This is a genomic window from Kribbella sp. NPDC050124 (assembly GCF_044460355.1).
In the GTDB taxonomy this organism is placed as follows: domain Bacteria; phylum Actinomycetota; class Actinomycetes; order Propionibacteriales; family Kribbellaceae; genus Kribbella.
Genome location: NZ_JBITJU010000014.1, coordinates 66,497 through 80,130 on the forward strand (window position 1 = coordinate 66,497; position 13,634 = coordinate 80,130).

Below are 13,634 nucleotides of genomic sequence, written 5' to 3' on the forward strand. Positions count from 1 at the left end.
TCCGGTAATCAGGCCGTTCGGCAGGCAAATGTCTCGTGATCTGCCCGGATCTGGCAAGATCTCTTCATGGCCTCGACTCTGATCACCGTTGCACCCACCGGCGCCGAGACCGCCAAGGCGGACTGTCCGGCACTGCCGACCACACTCGAGGAGCTGGTCGAGACGGCCAAGCGGTGCGAGGCCGCCGGCGCCGCGATGATCCACCTGCACATCCGCGACGGCGAGCACCGGCCGACGCTGGACCTCGGTCGGCTGATCGAGTCGGTCGCCGCGGTCCGGCAGAACACGGCGCTGATCGTGCAGCTGTCCACCGGCGGCGCGGTCACCGATCCGCTCGACCACCGGCTCCGGGTGCTGGACGCCGTACCGGACTCCTGCTCGCTGACGATGGGCACGGTCAACTTCGGCGACGACGTCTTCATGAACCCGTGGCCGTTCGTCACCGAGCTCTACCAACTGTCCCAGGAGCGTGAGGTGGTGCCGGAGTTCGAGCTGTTCGACCTCGGGCACGTGGCAGCGCTGCACCGGCTGCTGGACAAGTACGGCCTCCCGTACGGCGGTCGCGTGCACTGCGACCTGGTCATGGGCGTCCCGGGCGGCATGCCTGGTACGACGGACGCCTTGGTTGCCGCGGTCAACGCCCTACCGGACGCCGTCACCTCCTGGTCCGCAACGGGAATCGGGCGTACGGCGCTCCCGGTCGCGCTGACCGCATTGTCGAAGGGCGGGCATCTCCGGGTCGGCATGGAGGACACGCTGACCCTCGCGAAGGGGCAGCCGGTCACCCACAACGCCGAGTTGGTCGAGCGCGCGGCCGCTCTCGCGACGATGGCTCAACGGCCGCCCATGTCCCCGGACGAGGCCCGAGACCTCCTCAACGTGAAGCGCTGAGCGGCGAACACGATCAGGCCGACCGTGATGAGCGCTGCCTCGAGCAGTAGCCAATCGCGAAGGTAGTTCCGCGGCAACACGGTCGGGTTGACGCCGGTGCCTTGCCGGAGCAGCAGCGGAGTCGCGATCAGCGTGGTCAGGCCGACGAACGTCAGCGTGGTCCGGATGGTTCCCAGTCCGGACCGCCGCGTCAACAGCCAGCCGACCGCAAGCGTCAGCGGGACAAGGACGAAGTCGTCGGCGAGTACGGCGCCGCCGAGCCAGAGCGGGAGGCGGAGGAGTGCCGGCGGTTCCAGCGCATCCAGCAACAGCCACAGCCCCCAGAGCCCGAGGCCGACGCCTGTCGCGGCCAGCGCGATCCGGATCTTCACGTCAGAACCTCCAGCCGGTGCACCCACTTGGTCTGCAGTACGCCAGGGCGGTTCGGGGCGATGATCCGCGCCGGGTAGCCGTGGTCGAGCGCGAGCTCGCTGCCGTTGAGGCGCAAGGCGAGCAAGGTGAGCGGGTCGGTGGCGAACTCCGGCGGCAGCTCGCTCGTCGCGTAGAACCCGCCCTGCTCCATCGACACGACCCGAACCCGCGACCCTTCGGGCGCACCGCACAGCTGGATCAGGTCGCGGATCCGGATGCCCTCCCACCGCGCGCCCTGGCTCCACCCCTCGACGCAGGCGATCGGGAGGTCGGAGCGGTTCTGCGGGAGCCGACGCAGGTCCTCCATCGTGTACGACAGTGGGTGCGGACCGTCGACCGTGAACCGCCAGTCCGCGCCGATCGCGCTGACGCCGGCGTCCTTCGCCGTACGGTTGACCGGCAGGCCCTGTGGGCCGATGCCCGGCCTCCGCGGCGCCAGGACGGCGACCGGGGCGAGAGCAGGGACGGACTGACCGACCGAGGTGATGCCGACCAGCGCGCCGGCGCCGGCCACGGTCCGGAAGAGCGTGCGGCGCGTCATCCCGGTGGTTGCGGCTGGCAACGGTTCGGGGATGCGACGCCAGTGTGCGGTGATCAGCGGGAGCTTCACCGCGATGTGCACGAGCAGGGCGCCGACGATGATCCAGGCGAGGGCGTAATGGGTCTGCCGGAAGGGGAACGGCCACGGGTACCACTGCAGGGTGTTCACGAATCCGATGAACAGCTCGAGGGCCAGCGCGGAGACCAGGACCAGGATCGAGAGGCGTTCCACGGCGGTAGCGAGCGCCTGACGGTTCGGTGGCCAGGGGAGCTTGGCGAACAGCTTGGGGTAGACCGTCCACAACTTTGCCAGCAGCAACGGAACCGCGACGATGCCGCTCAGCACGTGCAGTCCCTGCGTGACCCGGTACAGCGACGCCGGCCGGCTCGGGATGACGAGCCAGCCGGGTGTCGTCTGCTGCAGATGGCTGAACAGGCCGGTGAGGAAGCAGACCGCGACTGCGATGGCGAGCCAGCGGCCGATCACGACCGCCACCCGCGGATGGTGCAGCGTGGACCGGAACGACCGCTCCGTCGGGATCTTCATGGTTCCACTAGAACCCAGTTCGGTCCGGGCGTACGGCGTTCCGCGGTTACCGCTCGCGAACAGGCGGATTCCGGCTGCTCGGATCCGGGCGGCGCAGCCGTGCGTCTGTCGGGAGGTGATGGCACCGGTGGGGGCATACGCTTGGCGGGTTGTCGATGAGAGGAGTCGGCGGGTGAAGACGCAGCTGCGGTCGTCCGACGATGACGAGCGCGCCATGGCCGACCTGGCCGAGGTCTCCGACTGGCGATCGCTCTGGGGACCCCCGGGGACCGGCCTGGACGCGATCCGGGCGCTGGTGTCCCGGGTCACCGCGGCCACCGGCTGGCGTCCCTGGGCTCCCGGCAACATCGATCCCGACCGCTACACCTGGGGCCTGGTCACCCCGCGCGAGACCGTGATGCTGGTGCTGCCGGACGCCGTACTGCCGGAGAGCCCGCGCAGTGGCTGGTCGGCGTACGAGATCGGGCCGACCGAGGTGGCCGACGCCGAGGAGGGTCTGGACACGCACTGGCCGGCGCAGCTCGCGCTGGGCCGGAAGCACTGGGGCGATCCGGTGTTCGTCGGCCCGGGGTCGGACCTGCGAGTTCCCCCTGAGTGGCGCGACCGCCGCCGTCACCTGGCGGTGTGGCTGCGGCCGGGCGCCGAGATCCACCTGTACGCGACACAGCCCGGGCCGAACGACACGCAGGCCGGCTTCGGGTACTCCGTCTATGCGAGTGAGGTGGCGTGATGGCCGACGAAGCGGAAGAGATCTTCCAGCAGACCCTGAACGAGGTCCGGCGGCTGATCAACAACCTCAAACTGATCAAGGAGGCGCTCAGCCGGCGCCAGCGGGCGCGCGCGGCGCTGGAGTTCATGCGCAACGCCCGGCAGCAGAACCCGGTCCTCGACCGGCACCTGAACGACAATCCCGACCGGGCCGACCAGTGGAACGAGCACGAGTGGCAGGTCCGGCAGCTGGAGGAGGAGAACGCCCAGCTGGCCGCGCAGAACGCCGAGCGGCGGGCCGAGCTCGACCGGTTGCAGGAGCAGGCCGACCAGCAGGCGGAGCTCAACGGCGACCGTGACCGCGACCTGGTGCCGGACGAGATCGAGGATCGGCACGAGGCGGTCGACGACGCCGAGCAGCGCGAGGAAGACACCGAGGCCGATCGGCAGCGCGGGGACGGGAACGACAACGGGATCGACGACCGGGTCGAGGACGAGCAGCAGACGGCGGACCAGCAGGCTCGCGACGACGAGACCGACCGGCAGCGCGAGGCTCGCGAGCAGCGGGAGCGTGAGGAGGAGCAGCGGCGCCGGGAGCAGGACGGGCAGGCTGTCGATGCGACGGGCCCGGTAGCGGCGGCTGTGGTTGCGGACGAACTCAACGACCGCGAGGAACAGCAGCAGGCGCAGGCCGACCGGGAGCCGGAGCTTGACCAGCAGGCGGAGCAGGTCCGTGACGACCGCGAGCCGGAGCTTGACCAGCAGGCGGAGCAGGTCCGTGACGACCGCGAGCCGGAGCTCGACCAGCAGGCGGAGCAGGCACGAGATGACCGCGAGCCCGAGCTTGACCAGCAGGCGCGGGACGGCCGGGAGCCGGAGCTCGACCAGCAGGCGGAGCAGGTCCGTGACGACCGGGAACCGGAGCTTGACCCGCAGGCGCGCGATGGGCGGGAGCCCGGGCTGGACCAGGAGGCGCGGGATGGGCAAGGGCCGGAGCTTGCTGAGCAGGGGCGGACGGCTGAGCCAGGGGAGCGGCCGCAGCACGAGCAAGGGCAGGATTATCGGGACGTCATGCAGGAGGACGGCTCGATCGACAACGCGACGTTCACCGTGGATGGGCCCGACCAGGAGCAAGGCGGGGCGAGCACCGGCAGCGGCGAGGTGTGGATCGACGGGCAGCAGTACCACCCGGTCGAGCAGAACCTCGAAGGACAGCGGGCCGAGCGGGCCGCTCAGCAGGGTGAGCGCGGACCTGGTCGCGACGTCCCGGACGATGAGCGGCAGCGCAACCAGGCGGTCTCCTTCAGCGGCCGTGCCCCGGCCGACGGCGCGGCGACGCGGCCCGACCCGGCCACGCTCCAAGGTGGCCGTGGCGGCCAGACGGCAGCCCAGGTCCACGCGGGTGCCAGCCGCGGTCCGGGCGGCCGCACCGATGGACCGGGCCAGGAACGGTGACGGCCCAGACGGCTCAGTAGACGATCGCCTGGGCGTTGTCGGCGAGGATCTCCTCGGTGAAGGCAGGCGCTCCGGCGATCCGGGTGCCGGGCAGCAGGTCGGACTCGACCAGCTCCCGGCGCTTCGCGCACTGCGTGCAGACAGTCAGCTGCCCGCCTTCGAGCACAGCGGTCACCAGGTCCGCCAGCGGTGCGGCGTGCGGCAGGTCGAACGCCTCCGCCCGCCCCGGTACGGCGAACCAGACGGCCTCCCCGGTCAGCCACAAGGACACCGTGGCACCGGCCGCGACCGCCGTGGCCGCGACGGTGAAGGCCTGGTTGGCGCGCTCGGCTTCCTCGGCGCCTGCGGTCAGCTTGATCACCAGCGTGCGGGACATCACGCCACGGTAGCCCAGGGACCCCGGTGGTCATCCTCTAGACTGGCCGACGTGCTGCACGTCATCTTCACCACGCTCCTGGTCCTGGTCTGTGTGTTCATGGCCTGGTTCTCGGCGTTCGTCGTCTACCGGCTGTACCGCGGCCGTAGCGCGAGCTGAGAGCCCCCGCTGAGATGGCGTTCGAGATCCCGCAGGACCTGCACCCCGACCTGATGCCGCTGGCCTGGCTGCTCGGTCGCTGGGAGGGCCGCGGTCACGGGGACTACCCGACGATCGAGAAGTTCGAGTTCGGCCAGCAGATCGACTTCAGCCACAACGGCAAGCCGTACCTGCACTACGTCAGCCAGACCTACGTGGTCGGCGCGGACGGCACGAAGGAGCGCCCGCTCGCGGTCGAGACCGGGTTCTGGCGGCCGCAGCCGGGCAACAAGCTCGAGGTGGTCCTCGCGCACCCGACCGGCTTCGCCGAGATCTGGTACGGCGAGATCGAGGGCGCGAAGATCGAGCTCCGCACCGATGTCGTCGCCCGCACCGAGACGGCCAAGGAGGTCAGCGCCGGCCACCGGTTGTACGGCCTGGTCAAGGGCGAGCTGATGTGGGCCTACGACATGGCCGCCGAGGGTCACCCGCTGCAGCCCCACCTCTGGGCCACCCTGGTCCGGTCGAGCTAACTCTCCGCCACCCAGGAGTACTCGACTTTCGGTCGCCCGCTGCGACCGTCGTATCGCTGCGTGCGGAGCGCCTGGCCTTGGTCGGCGAGGTGTTCGAGGTAGCGCCGCGCGGTGATTCGGGACGTCCCGAGCGACGCAGCCACTTCTTCGGCCGTCCAGCCCTCGCGGTCGCCGAGCAGTTGGACGACGCGATCCAGCACGGATCCGGCCAGCCCCTTGGGCACCGAGGAGACGGTTGCTGGGTGCAACAACCGGTCCACCTCGTCCTGATCCGCCACCACCTGGCCGGACTCGGCCGCCTTGCGTTGCCGCGCGTAAGCCGTCAGCCGGTCCCGCAAAGTCTCGTAGGCAAAGGGTTTCAGCACGTACTGCACCACGCCGATCCGGGCCGCCGCCTGCACCGCGGCAACCTCGCGGGCCGACGTCACCGCGACCACGTCGGTTTGATTGCCCAGGGCCCGCATTCGGCGGACCACGTCGAGTCCGTGCCCGTCCGGCAGGTTCATGTCCAGGAGCACCAGGTCCACATCTCCCCGGGCGAGCACCTGCAGCGCGCGGGCCGCCGTACCGGCGACTCCGAGACACGCGAACCCGGGCAGCCGGTCGACGTACGTGCGGTGGGCCTCGGCGGCGACCGGGTCGTCCTCGACGACGAGCACGCGCAGCTCAGGCACTGACGTCCACCGCCCGCGGCAGCCGGACCCGCACGGTCAGCGCCGGTACGTCGTCCAGCTCGGAATCGGGGTCGACCATGAGTGAACCCTGCCAGCGTTCGACCGTGCTGCGCACCAGCACGAGCCCAAGTCCGTGTCCCGGCTCGGCCTTCGTCGTCCAGCCGCGGTCGAACATGTGCGCCAGCTCGGCCGATCCCAGCTCGGCGCCGGTGTTCGTGACGGCCAGGTCGATCGCGTCCGGCGTCGTACTCGCTCTCAGCTCGACGCGGCGGGGTGCGGATCCACCGCGGGCGGCCTCGATCGCGTTGTCGAGCAGGTTGCCGACCACGGTGACCACGTCTTGCGCCGGCAGCCGGGTGTTGAGCGCCTTCTGACCGAGCTCGAGCGTGAGGGCGACTCCTCGTTCCTGGGCCTGGGAGAGCTTGGCCAGCAGGAGCGACGCGAGCACCGGGTCGCCGACCGTGCCGACGACGCGGTCGGTCATCGCCTGCGCGAACTGCAGCTCGGAGACCGCGAACTCACGTGCCTTCTCCGGCTTCCCGATCTCGATCAGGCTGACCACCGTGTGCAGGCGGTTCGAGGCCTCATGGTTCTGTGCCTGCAGGGATTCGGCGAGACTGCGGACCGCGTCCAGCTCGCCGAGCAATCGCTGCAGCTGCGTGTGATCCCGCAGCGTCACGATCCGCCCGGAGCGGGCCGGCTGCTGGTTCACGACCACGACACCCTCGGCGCCGAGGTGGAGTTCGTCGTACGCCGTCCGGCCCGCCGTCAGCAACTCCGACAGGGTGGCCCCGAGGTGGAGCTCTCCGATCGGAGTGCCGGGGAGAACCGTGTGCAGGCCGAGCAACCGACGAGCCTCGTCGTTGACGAGCTGGACCCGGCCGTCCGCGTCGAGCAGGACCAGACCCTCGCGGGCCGCGCGCAGGACGCCTTCGTAGAAGTCGAGCATCCGGGCCAGCGCCTGAGTGCCGATGCCTCGGGTGGCTCGTCGTACCCGCCAGGAGACCAGGGCGTTGCCGGCGATCGCGAAGCCGAGCATCAGGCTCGCGACACCGAGCATCGAGCGGATGTCGAGCCGGACCAGCTCCCACCAACCGGGCGGCGCGACCCCGGCGGCCGCGGCGTCGCGGTCGGCCTGGGTACGGGACTGGGCGATCATCGTTCCCCAGACGACCGCGATCAACACCAGCGCCGTGACGGTCTGCAGCCAGAGCACCTGGCGACGCAGCTCCCACGGACGGCCCTTCATGCGGACAGTGTGCACAGGATGAGCCGGATTTGTGCATTCCAGCGGCGGCACTGGTCCGGTCTTGCGAACGATATGAACGAAATGCGCAGTTCCCCTGTGCGTCACGTCACAGTTACTCAGGTACAGCCCGCCCGGCCGATACAGGAGTGTCCCCCATGTCGAGCCCGTCAGAATCGCGACCGACCCCGGTCCGCAACGATCGCACGCACTTCCTCTACATCGCCGTCATCGTCGCCGTGCTGCTCGGCATCGGTGTCGGTTTCCTGTTCCCGAACTTCGCGGTCGAGCTGAACCCGCTCGGCACCGGGTTCGTGAACCTGATCAAGATGATGATCAGCCCGATCATCTTCTGCACGCTGGTGCTCGGCATCGGCTCGGTCCGCAAGGCCGCCAGTGTCGGCAAGGTCGGCGGTCTGGCGCTCGTCTACTTCCTGGTGATGTCGACGGCCGCGCTCGCCATCGGCCTGGTGGTCGGCAACCTGGTCCAGCCCGGTTCCGGCCTGGACCTGACCGACAAGCTGCGTGAGGCCGGCCAGAAGCAGGCCGCCGGGGCGCACGAGACCACGACGGACTTCATCCTCGGCATCATCCCGAAGACTGTGGTGTCCGCGCTGACCGAAGGCGAGGTGCTGCAGACCGTCCTGGTGGCGCTGCTGATCGGCTTCGCGCTGCAGGGGATGGGCGCCTCCGGACAGCCGATCCTGAACGGCATCGGACACCTGCAGCGGCTGGTGTTCAAGGTGCTGTCGATGATCATGTGGGCCGCCCCGGTCGGTGCCTTCGGCGCCATCGCCGCGGTGGTCGGTGCGGCCGGCTCGACCGCGCTGGTCAGCCTGCTGAAGATCATGCTCGCGTTCTACGTGACCTGCCTGCTGTTCGTGGTGGTCGTGCTCGGGACTCTGCTCCGCGTCGTCACCGGGTTGTCGATCTTCCAGCTGCTGCGCTACCTAGGCCGCGAGTTCCTGCTGATCGTGTCGACGTCGTCCTCGGAGACCGCGCTGCCGCGGCTGATCGGGAAGATGGAGCACCTCGGCGTCGACAAGTCCGTGGTCGGCATCACCGTCCCGACCGGCTACTCGTTCAACCTGGACGGCACCGCGATCTACCTGACCATGGCGTCGCTGTTCATCGCCGAGGCGATGGACGAGCCGTTCTCGGTCGGCCAGCAGATCTCGCTGCTGGTGTTCATGATCGTCGCCTCGAAGGGCGCCGCCGGTGTCACCGGCGCCGGCCTTGCCACCCTGGCCGGCGGCCTGCAGTCGCACCGGCCGGAGCTGGTCGACGGCGTCGGCCTGATCGTCGGCATCGACCGGTTCATGTCCGAGGCCCGGGCGCTGACGAACTTCGCCGGAAACGCGGTTGCCACCGTCCTGGTCGGCCACTGGGTCGGCGAGTTCGACAAGGCGCAGGCCAAACAGGTCTTCGCCGGTGAGGATCCGTTCGACGAGGCCGCCTTCGCAGCCGGTGACACGCACGCCGGCGACGTACCGCTCGAGGACGCTCGCGCTGTCGACACCGGTCCGTCCCACCACTGAGCCACCTCTCCACCCCTCCGGCACTGCCCGTCAGCTCCCTGCGGCTGACGGGCAGTGCTACGTCAGCTACCGGCCAACTTCTCCACGACCGGAGCCAGGTCCTCGACGTACGTCGCGCTGACGGTGATGTACGTCGTACCGAACACGTCCCGTCGGCGCTCGAGCTCGTCGACCATTTGCTGCGGTGTGCCACGGAGCATCATCAGCGAGTCGCTCGCCTCGAGCTCCTCCGGTGCCACGCCCGCGGCTTGCCGGGTCCATGGCGGCAGCTCGCGGGTCCCGGCCGCGAACAGGTTCATCGCCAGCTCGATCCGGTCCGCCCGAGGCCCGGCCAGCTCACGCAGGTCCCGTACCAGCTGCTGAATCTCCGCCCGCGGCGTCATCGCGTCCTTGGCGATCGACACGATGTCCGCCCGCGCCGCGGCCAGCGCCAGCGCCCGCGGTCCACCGGCCGCCAGCATGATCGGGGTACGGCGGTCGCCGTCGAGTCGCTCCAGGATGTCGAGGGTCTCCCGCACCTGGTCGCGGCGTTCCTTGCCCGAGCCGAACGGCAGCCCGAGCTCGGCCGCCTGCTGGTCGGTGCCCGGCCGTCCGGTGCCGATGCCGAAGTCGAACCGCCCGTCCGTCAGCACAGTCAGCGTGTGCGCGTCCCAGGCCGCCTGGCGCGGCGTCCGCAGCGGCGCCGCGGCCACGAAGGTCCCGACCCGGATGTCCGCGAGGGTCGCTGCCATCGCGAGGGAGGCGAACGGCGACGGCAGTTGCAGTCCGTCGGGCATCAGCACGCTCGAGTAGCCGAGGCCGGCCGCCCGCCGTACGGTCGTGGTCCACTGCTCCGCGGTCGCCGGGCTGCCCACCACGCCGAACCGGAATCGCCGGTCGCTCATCGCCTTGCTCCCTTCGAGAAGTTGGTACCTCCAGGCTGTCCGGGACCGGGTGTTGTCCACATCCCACGGTGGGAGGCGATCGCCGTACGCCGCTCGACGTACTCTGGTGACATGTCACTGAAGCGCAGCCCCCTGCTGGACCGGCCCGGCGCGGTCGAGGCCGACGGACTCGATGCCGGGGTCGCGGCCCATTACGGGTCCGACCTGCGGGAGCAGCGGACGCTCGCGGCGGGGGACGGGTTCGTCGACCTGTCGCACCGCGAGGTCGTCAAGATCACCGGTCCCGACCGGCTGACCTGGTTGCACGCGCTCACCTCGCAGTACTTCGAGGGCCTTAAACCGGGAACCTCGACCACCGCGCTGCTGTTGTCGCCGACCGGGCACGTCGAGCACGTGATGTACGGCGTCGACGACGGCGAGACGTTCTGGCTGCACACCGAGCCGGGCGCGGCGGCTGCGCTGGTCGACTGGCTGCAGAAGATGGTGTTCATGTCCCGCGTCGAGATCACCGAGGTGACCGACGACTACGCGATCATCTGGCGCCCGGGGCCAGCCGCTGAGGGTGAGTTCCTGACCCGCAGTGGTGACGACTCGCTCGGTGGGCACGAGGTCTTCCTGCCGCGGGCCGAGCTGGCCGGGCTCGAGGGTCCGGCGGCGGGGATCTGGGCCTACGAGGCGCTCCGGATCGAGGCGGGTGCGCCGCGGCTCGGCCTGGACACCGACGAGCGCGCGATCCCCAACGAGCTGGGCTGGCTCGGTGTCGGCGTCCATCTGAACAAGGGCTGCTACCGCGGTCAGGAGACGGTCGCTCGCGTGCACAACCTCGGTCGTCCGCCGCGGCGGCTGGTGCGACTGCACCTGGACGGCTCGGTCGACCACCTGCCCGCCCACGGGTACGCCGTACGCGTCGGAGAGAAGCAGGTCGGATTCATCGGGTCGGCGGCGCGGCACCACGAGTTCGGGCCGATCGCGCTCGCGCTGGTGAAGCGGAACGTGGATCCGGCGGCCGTGGTCGAGGTGGTCGCCGAGGATCAGCCGACGGTGACCGCGACCCAGGAGCTGCTGGTCGACCCCGAGGTGGGGTTGCACGTCCGCGCCCGGCTGTGAACCGATTCATTCGCAACATGGCATTTTGCACCTGTACAGTTCTGCCGTGACCGAACCTGTGATCCTGGCCGACGTCGTCCGCAGCGGCTTCGTCGAGGGCCACCACCGTGGCTCCGTCGTGGTGACGAACCCCGACGGCGCGGTCGAGTGGTCCGTCGGCGTGGTGGACCAGCCGATGTTCCCGCGCTCGTCGAACAAGCCGATGCAGGCTCTCGGCATGCTCCGCAACGGGCTGCCGCTGGACGGCAAGCTGCTCTCGCTCGCGGGTGCGTCCCACTCCGGCGAGCAGATCCACCTGGACGGCGTACGCGAGATCCTCGCGCTCGGCGGGCTGGACGAGTCGGCGCTGCGGACGCCGCCGGCGTACCCGCTCGAGGACGCCGGTCGGGACGCGTGGGTGCGCGCGGGCCACGGCCAGGAGCGGATCGTCATGAACTGCTCGGGCAAGCACGCTGCGATGCTCCTCACCTGTGTGATCAACGGCTGGCCGCTCGACGACTACCGCGCACCGGATCACCCGCTGCAGCAGGTCATCCGGACCGCGGTCGAGGACACCGCCGCCGAGAAGGTTTCGTACGTCGCCGTGGACGGCTGCGGCGCCCCGATTCTCGCGATCAGCCTGGCCGGTCTGGCCCGGTCGTTCGGCCTGTTCGCCGCCGCGGAGCCCGGCACACTCGAGGCCCAGGTGAAGGACGCGTTCCGGGCGTACCCGGAGTACGCCAGCGGGAGTACGCGTGACGAGGCCGCCCTGATGCGGGCCATCCCGGGCCTGTTCTGCAAGGTCGGCGCGGAGGCTGTGTACGCCGTGGGTCTCGAGGACGGACATGGGATCGCGGTGAAGATCGAGGACGGTACCCCGCGAGCGCGGGCCGTGGTGATGGCCGCCGTACTCCAAATGCTCGGCCTGGACCACGAGGTCCTCCACCACCAGTCCCGCTTCCCCCTGTACGGCGGCGGCGCAGAGGTCGGCGCTGTCCAGCCGGCTAGCGGCTTGTTTCACCGCTAGCGCGTTGTAACCCGCCAGTGAGCGGGCTCACGGTCGACCTGCTTGCAATTGCAAGCACCTGCTAGCACACTGGGGGTATGGCCAGGTTGAGTGATCGTGCGGCTGGGGCGGTGGGCTCCCTCGGGGAGTACCTCGCCGAGCAGCGGCGGCATGCGCAGTTGTCGTTGCGGCAGCTGTCCGACCTGGCCGGTGTGTCGAACCCGTACCTCAGCCAGATCGAGCGCGGCCTGCGGAAACCGTCGGCCGATGTGCTGCAGCAGCTCGCGAAGGCGTTGCGGATCTCTGCGGAGACCCTGTACGTGCGGGCCGGCATCCTCGACCCGGACGACAGCTCGGACGGCCGACGGGCCTCCGGCGTGGTCGACGCCGTACTGCTCGACGCCGCGCTGAACGAGCGGCAGAAGCGTGTCCTGCTGGACGTCTACGCGTCCTTCGTCCGTGAGAACACACCCGACGACGACGCCGCGGTGGAGCCGGAGCCGGAGCCCGTCAAGCCGGCTGCCGCCAAGAAGCCTGCGGCCAAGAAGACCGCTGCGAACAAGCCCAAGTAACACCCTTTCCTGCTGAAGATCATCCCGAGGAGAAGCCTGATGGCTACCCGTACGCCCGTCACCCCGCTGTACGCGATCGCCGGCGCCGGCGACCTGGCCGTGGAGAAGTTCCGCGCGGTCAGCGACGACGTCACCGCCCGGTTCGCCAAGCTGGAGCTCGCCAAGCTGGACCAGAAGGCCCTGCAGACCGAGCTCACCAAGGCGCAGAGCGAGCTCGCCAAGCGGTTCGAGGCGATCGTCGCCGACGCGAAGACCGCCCCGGCCAAGCTCCGTAAGCTGCCGAAGACCGCGCAGGCCGGGTTCACCACCGTCCTGGGCCAGGCCGAGGAGACCTACGAGGACCTGGCCGGCCGCGGCAAGGACCTGGTCGACCGGATCCGCAGCCAGCAGGCCACCGAGGACCTGGCCACCCAGGCCAAGACCACGGTGAGCAAGGCCAAGGCCACCCGGACCACCGCGAAGAAGACCGCCGACAGCGCGACCCGCAACGTCAAGGCGACCGCCACCAGCGCCCGCAAGACCGCGAAGACCGCCTCCAAGGCCGCCGCGGACGCCGCCTCCAAGGTTGGCGACTGAGAGTAACAACACCCACCAGTTGGGTGAATCCTGAGGCCGGGCAGCCCACAATCTGCGCTCAGCAGAGGTAGGCTGCCCGGTCTTTCGGTAGGCTCGTACGCATGGTCCCACTCGCCACGTTCCCGAACCTGTTCCCAGGTTTCGCCGGTCCGCTCGAGATCATCTGGTGGGTGCTGCTCGGGATCAAGCTGGTGGCGCTGCTGGACGCGGCCTTCCGGCCGCGGGCGGTGTTCACCGCGGCGGACAAGCTGACCAAGCCCGGCTGGGTGCTGATCCTGGTCGTGTTCACGCTGAGTCAGATCTTCCAGGGCTGGCTGAGCTTCTTCGGCCTGATCGGCATCGTCGCCTCGGCGGTCTACCTGGTCGACGCCCGTCCGGCTCTGCGCGCCGCCACCGGTCGCGGCCGGGGTGGCTGGGGGATCCGCCGCCGGCGCGGGCCACGCCCCCTGTAAG

The 13,634-nt window shown here is 70.0% G+C and carries 16 protein-coding genes; 10 read left to right on the plus strand and 6 right to left on the minus strand.

What is annotated here, in order from left to right; genetic code table 11:
- Window positions 1-66 precede the first annotated feature (66 nt).
- Complete coding sequence (locus tag ACIBL3_RS28420; RefSeq protein WP_396356673.1) at window positions 67-891, plus strand: 3-keto-5-aminohexanoate cleavage protein; 825 nt, start codon at window positions 67-69, stop codon at window positions 889-891.
- Here ACIBL3_RS28420 and ACIBL3_RS28425 read toward each other — a convergent pair.
- Complete coding sequence (locus ACIBL3_RS28425; RefSeq protein ID WP_396356674.1) at window positions 834-1,262, minus strand: hypothetical protein; 429 nt, start codon at window positions 1,260-1,262, stop codon at window positions 834-836. The genes ACIBL3_RS28420 and ACIBL3_RS28425 overlap by 58 nt on opposite strands.
- Window positions 1,259-2,389 (minus strand): molybdopterin-dependent oxidoreductase, encoded by a 1,131-nt coding sequence (locus ACIBL3_RS28430; protein ID WP_396356675.1) that lies wholly within the window; start codon window positions 2,387-2,389, stop codon window positions 1,259-1,261. The genes ACIBL3_RS28425 and ACIBL3_RS28430 overlap by 4 nt, the downstream gene beginning before the upstream one ends.
- A 172-nt stretch (window positions 2,390-2,561) precedes the next feature.
- Between ACIBL3_RS28430 and ACIBL3_RS28435 the strand changes: the two genes are divergently transcribed.
- Complete coding sequence (locus ACIBL3_RS28435; RefSeq protein WP_396356676.1) at window positions 2,562-3,119, plus strand: hypothetical protein; 558 nt, start codon at window positions 2,562-2,564, stop codon at window positions 3,117-3,119.
- The gene (locus ACIBL3_RS28440; RefSeq protein ID WP_396356677.1) at window positions 3,119-4,552 is read left to right on the plus strand and encodes a hypothetical protein; all 1,434 of its coding nucleotides are present in this window, start codon (window positions 3,119-3,121) and stop codon (window positions 4,550-4,552) included. The genes ACIBL3_RS28435 and ACIBL3_RS28440 overlap by 1 nt, the downstream gene beginning before the upstream one ends.
- A gap of 13 nt (window positions 4,553-4,565) precedes the next feature.
- On the opposite strand, the gene ACIBL3_RS28445 is transcribed toward ACIBL3_RS28440, so the two are convergent.
- Window positions 4,566-4,928 (minus strand): DsrE family protein, encoded by a 363-nt coding sequence (locus ACIBL3_RS28445; RefSeq protein WP_396356678.1) that lies wholly within the window; start codon window positions 4,926-4,928, stop codon window positions 4,566-4,568.
- A 173-nt stretch (window positions 4,929-5,101) separates the two neighbouring features.
- Here ACIBL3_RS28445 and ACIBL3_RS28450 point away from each other — a divergent pair, with 173 nt between their 5' ends.
- Window positions 5,102-5,599, plus strand: a complete 498-nt coding sequence (locus tag ACIBL3_RS28450; protein WP_396356679.1) for an FABP family protein — start codon at window positions 5,102-5,104, stop codon at window positions 5,597-5,599.
- On the opposite strand, the gene ACIBL3_RS28455 is transcribed toward ACIBL3_RS28450, so the two are convergent.
- Window positions 5,596-6,273 carry a response regulator gene (locus ACIBL3_RS28455; RefSeq protein ID WP_396356680.1) on the minus strand — a complete coding sequence of 226 codons (678 nt, stop codon included), beginning with the start codon at window positions 6,271-6,273 and terminating at the stop codon, window positions 5,596-5,598. The two genes, ACIBL3_RS28450 and ACIBL3_RS28455, sit on opposite strands and share 4 nt — an antisense overlap.
- Window positions 6,266-7,522, minus strand: a complete 1,257-nt coding sequence (locus ACIBL3_RS28460) for a sensor histidine kinase (protein WP_396356681.1) — start codon at window positions 7,520-7,522, stop codon at window positions 6,266-6,268. The genes ACIBL3_RS28455 and ACIBL3_RS28460 overlap by 8 nt, the downstream gene beginning before the upstream one ends.
- Before the next feature lie 155 nt (window positions 7,523-7,677).
- Between ACIBL3_RS28460 and ACIBL3_RS28465 the strand changes: the two genes are divergently transcribed.
- Complete coding sequence (locus ACIBL3_RS28465; RefSeq protein WP_396356682.1) at window positions 7,678-9,057, plus strand: cation:dicarboxylate symporter family transporter; 1,380 nt, start codon at window positions 7,678-7,680, stop codon at window positions 9,055-9,057.
- A gap of 62 nt (window positions 9,058-9,119) precedes the next feature.
- On the opposite strand, the gene ACIBL3_RS28470 is transcribed toward ACIBL3_RS28465, so the two are convergent.
- Window positions 9,120-9,941, minus strand: a complete 822-nt coding sequence (locus ACIBL3_RS28470) for an LLM class flavin-dependent oxidoreductase (RefSeq protein WP_396356683.1) — start codon at window positions 9,939-9,941, stop codon at window positions 9,120-9,122.
- A gap of 111 nt (window positions 9,942-10,052) precedes the next feature.
- Here ACIBL3_RS28470 and ACIBL3_RS28475 point away from each other — a divergent pair, with 111 nt between their 5' ends.
- The 5 genes from ACIBL3_RS28475 (at window position 10,053) to ACIBL3_RS28495 (ending at window position 13,633) form a co-directional block, all read left to right on the plus strand.
- Window positions 10,053-11,048 carry a YgfZ/GcvT domain-containing protein gene (locus tag ACIBL3_RS28475; protein WP_396356684.1) on the plus strand — a complete coding sequence of 332 codons (996 nt, stop codon included), beginning with the start codon at window positions 10,053-10,055 and terminating at the stop codon, window positions 11,046-11,048.
- Window positions 11,049-11,094: 46 nt separating this feature from the next.
- Window positions 11,095-12,054, plus strand: coding sequence for an asparaginase (locus ACIBL3_RS28480; protein ID WP_396356685.1), 960 nt, complete (start codon window positions 11,095-11,097; stop codon window positions 12,052-12,054).
- 77 nt (window positions 12,055-12,131) lie between these two features.
- Window positions 12,132-12,605 carry a helix-turn-helix domain-containing protein gene (locus ACIBL3_RS28485; RefSeq protein WP_396356686.1) on the plus strand — a complete coding sequence of 158 codons (474 nt, stop codon included), beginning with the start codon at window positions 12,132-12,134 and terminating at the stop codon, window positions 12,603-12,605.
- 39 nt (window positions 12,606-12,644) lie between these two features.
- Window positions 12,645-13,181, plus strand: coding sequence for a hypothetical protein (locus tag ACIBL3_RS28490; protein ID WP_396356687.1), 537 nt, complete (start codon window positions 12,645-12,647; stop codon window positions 13,179-13,181).
- 101 nt (window positions 13,182-13,282) lie between these two features.
- The gene (locus tag ACIBL3_RS28495) at window positions 13,283-13,633 is read left to right on the plus strand and encodes a DUF2516 family protein (protein WP_360516340.1); all 351 of its coding nucleotides are present in this window, start codon (window positions 13,283-13,285) and stop codon (window positions 13,631-13,633) included.
- Window position 13,634 lies beyond the last annotated feature (1 nt).

Coding starts and splice junctions, on each gene's coding strand:
- ACIBL3_RS28420 (WP_396356673.1), top strand. CDS start 67: ATGGCCTCGACTCTGATCACCGTTGCACCCACCGGCGCCGAGACCGCC.
- ACIBL3_RS28430 (WP_396356675.1), bottom strand. CDS start 2,389: ATGAAGATCCCGACGGAGCGGTCGTTCCGGTCCACGCTGCACCATCCG.
- ACIBL3_RS28440 (WP_396356677.1), top strand. CDS start 3,119: ATGGCCGACGAAGCGGAAGAGATCTTCCAGCAGACCCTGAACGAGGTC.
- ACIBL3_RS28445 (WP_396356678.1), bottom strand. CDS start 4,928: ATGTCCCGCACGCTGGTGATCAAGCTGACCGCAGGCGCCGAGGAAGCC.
- ACIBL3_RS28450 (WP_396356679.1), top strand. CDS start 5,102: ATGGCGTTCGAGATCCCGCAGGACCTGCACCCCGACCTGATGCCGCTG.
- ACIBL3_RS28460 (WP_396356681.1), bottom strand. CDS start 7,522: ATGAAGGGCCGTCCGTGGGAGCTGCGTCGCCAGGTGCTCTGGCTGCAG.
- ACIBL3_RS28465 (WP_396356682.1), top strand. CDS start 7,678: ATGTCGAGCCCGTCAGAATCGCGACCGACCCCGGTCCGCAACGATCGC.
- ACIBL3_RS28470 (WP_396356683.1), bottom strand. CDS start 9,941: ATGAGCGACCGGCGATTCCGGTTCGGCGTGGTGGGCAGCCCGGCGACC.
- ACIBL3_RS28475 (WP_396356684.1), top strand. CDS start 10,053: ATGTCACTGAAGCGCAGCCCCCTGCTGGACCGGCCCGGCGCGGTCGAG.
- ACIBL3_RS28485 (WP_396356686.1), top strand. CDS start 12,132: ATGGCCAGGTTGAGTGATCGTGCGGCTGGGGCGGTGGGCTCCCTCGGG.
- ACIBL3_RS28490 (WP_396356687.1), top strand. CDS start 12,645: ATGGCTACCCGTACGCCCGTCACCCCGCTGTACGCGATCGCCGGCGCC.
- ACIBL3_RS28495 (WP_360516340.1), top strand. CDS start 13,283: ATGGTCCCACTCGCCACGTTCCCGAACCTGTTCCCAGGTTTCGCCGGT.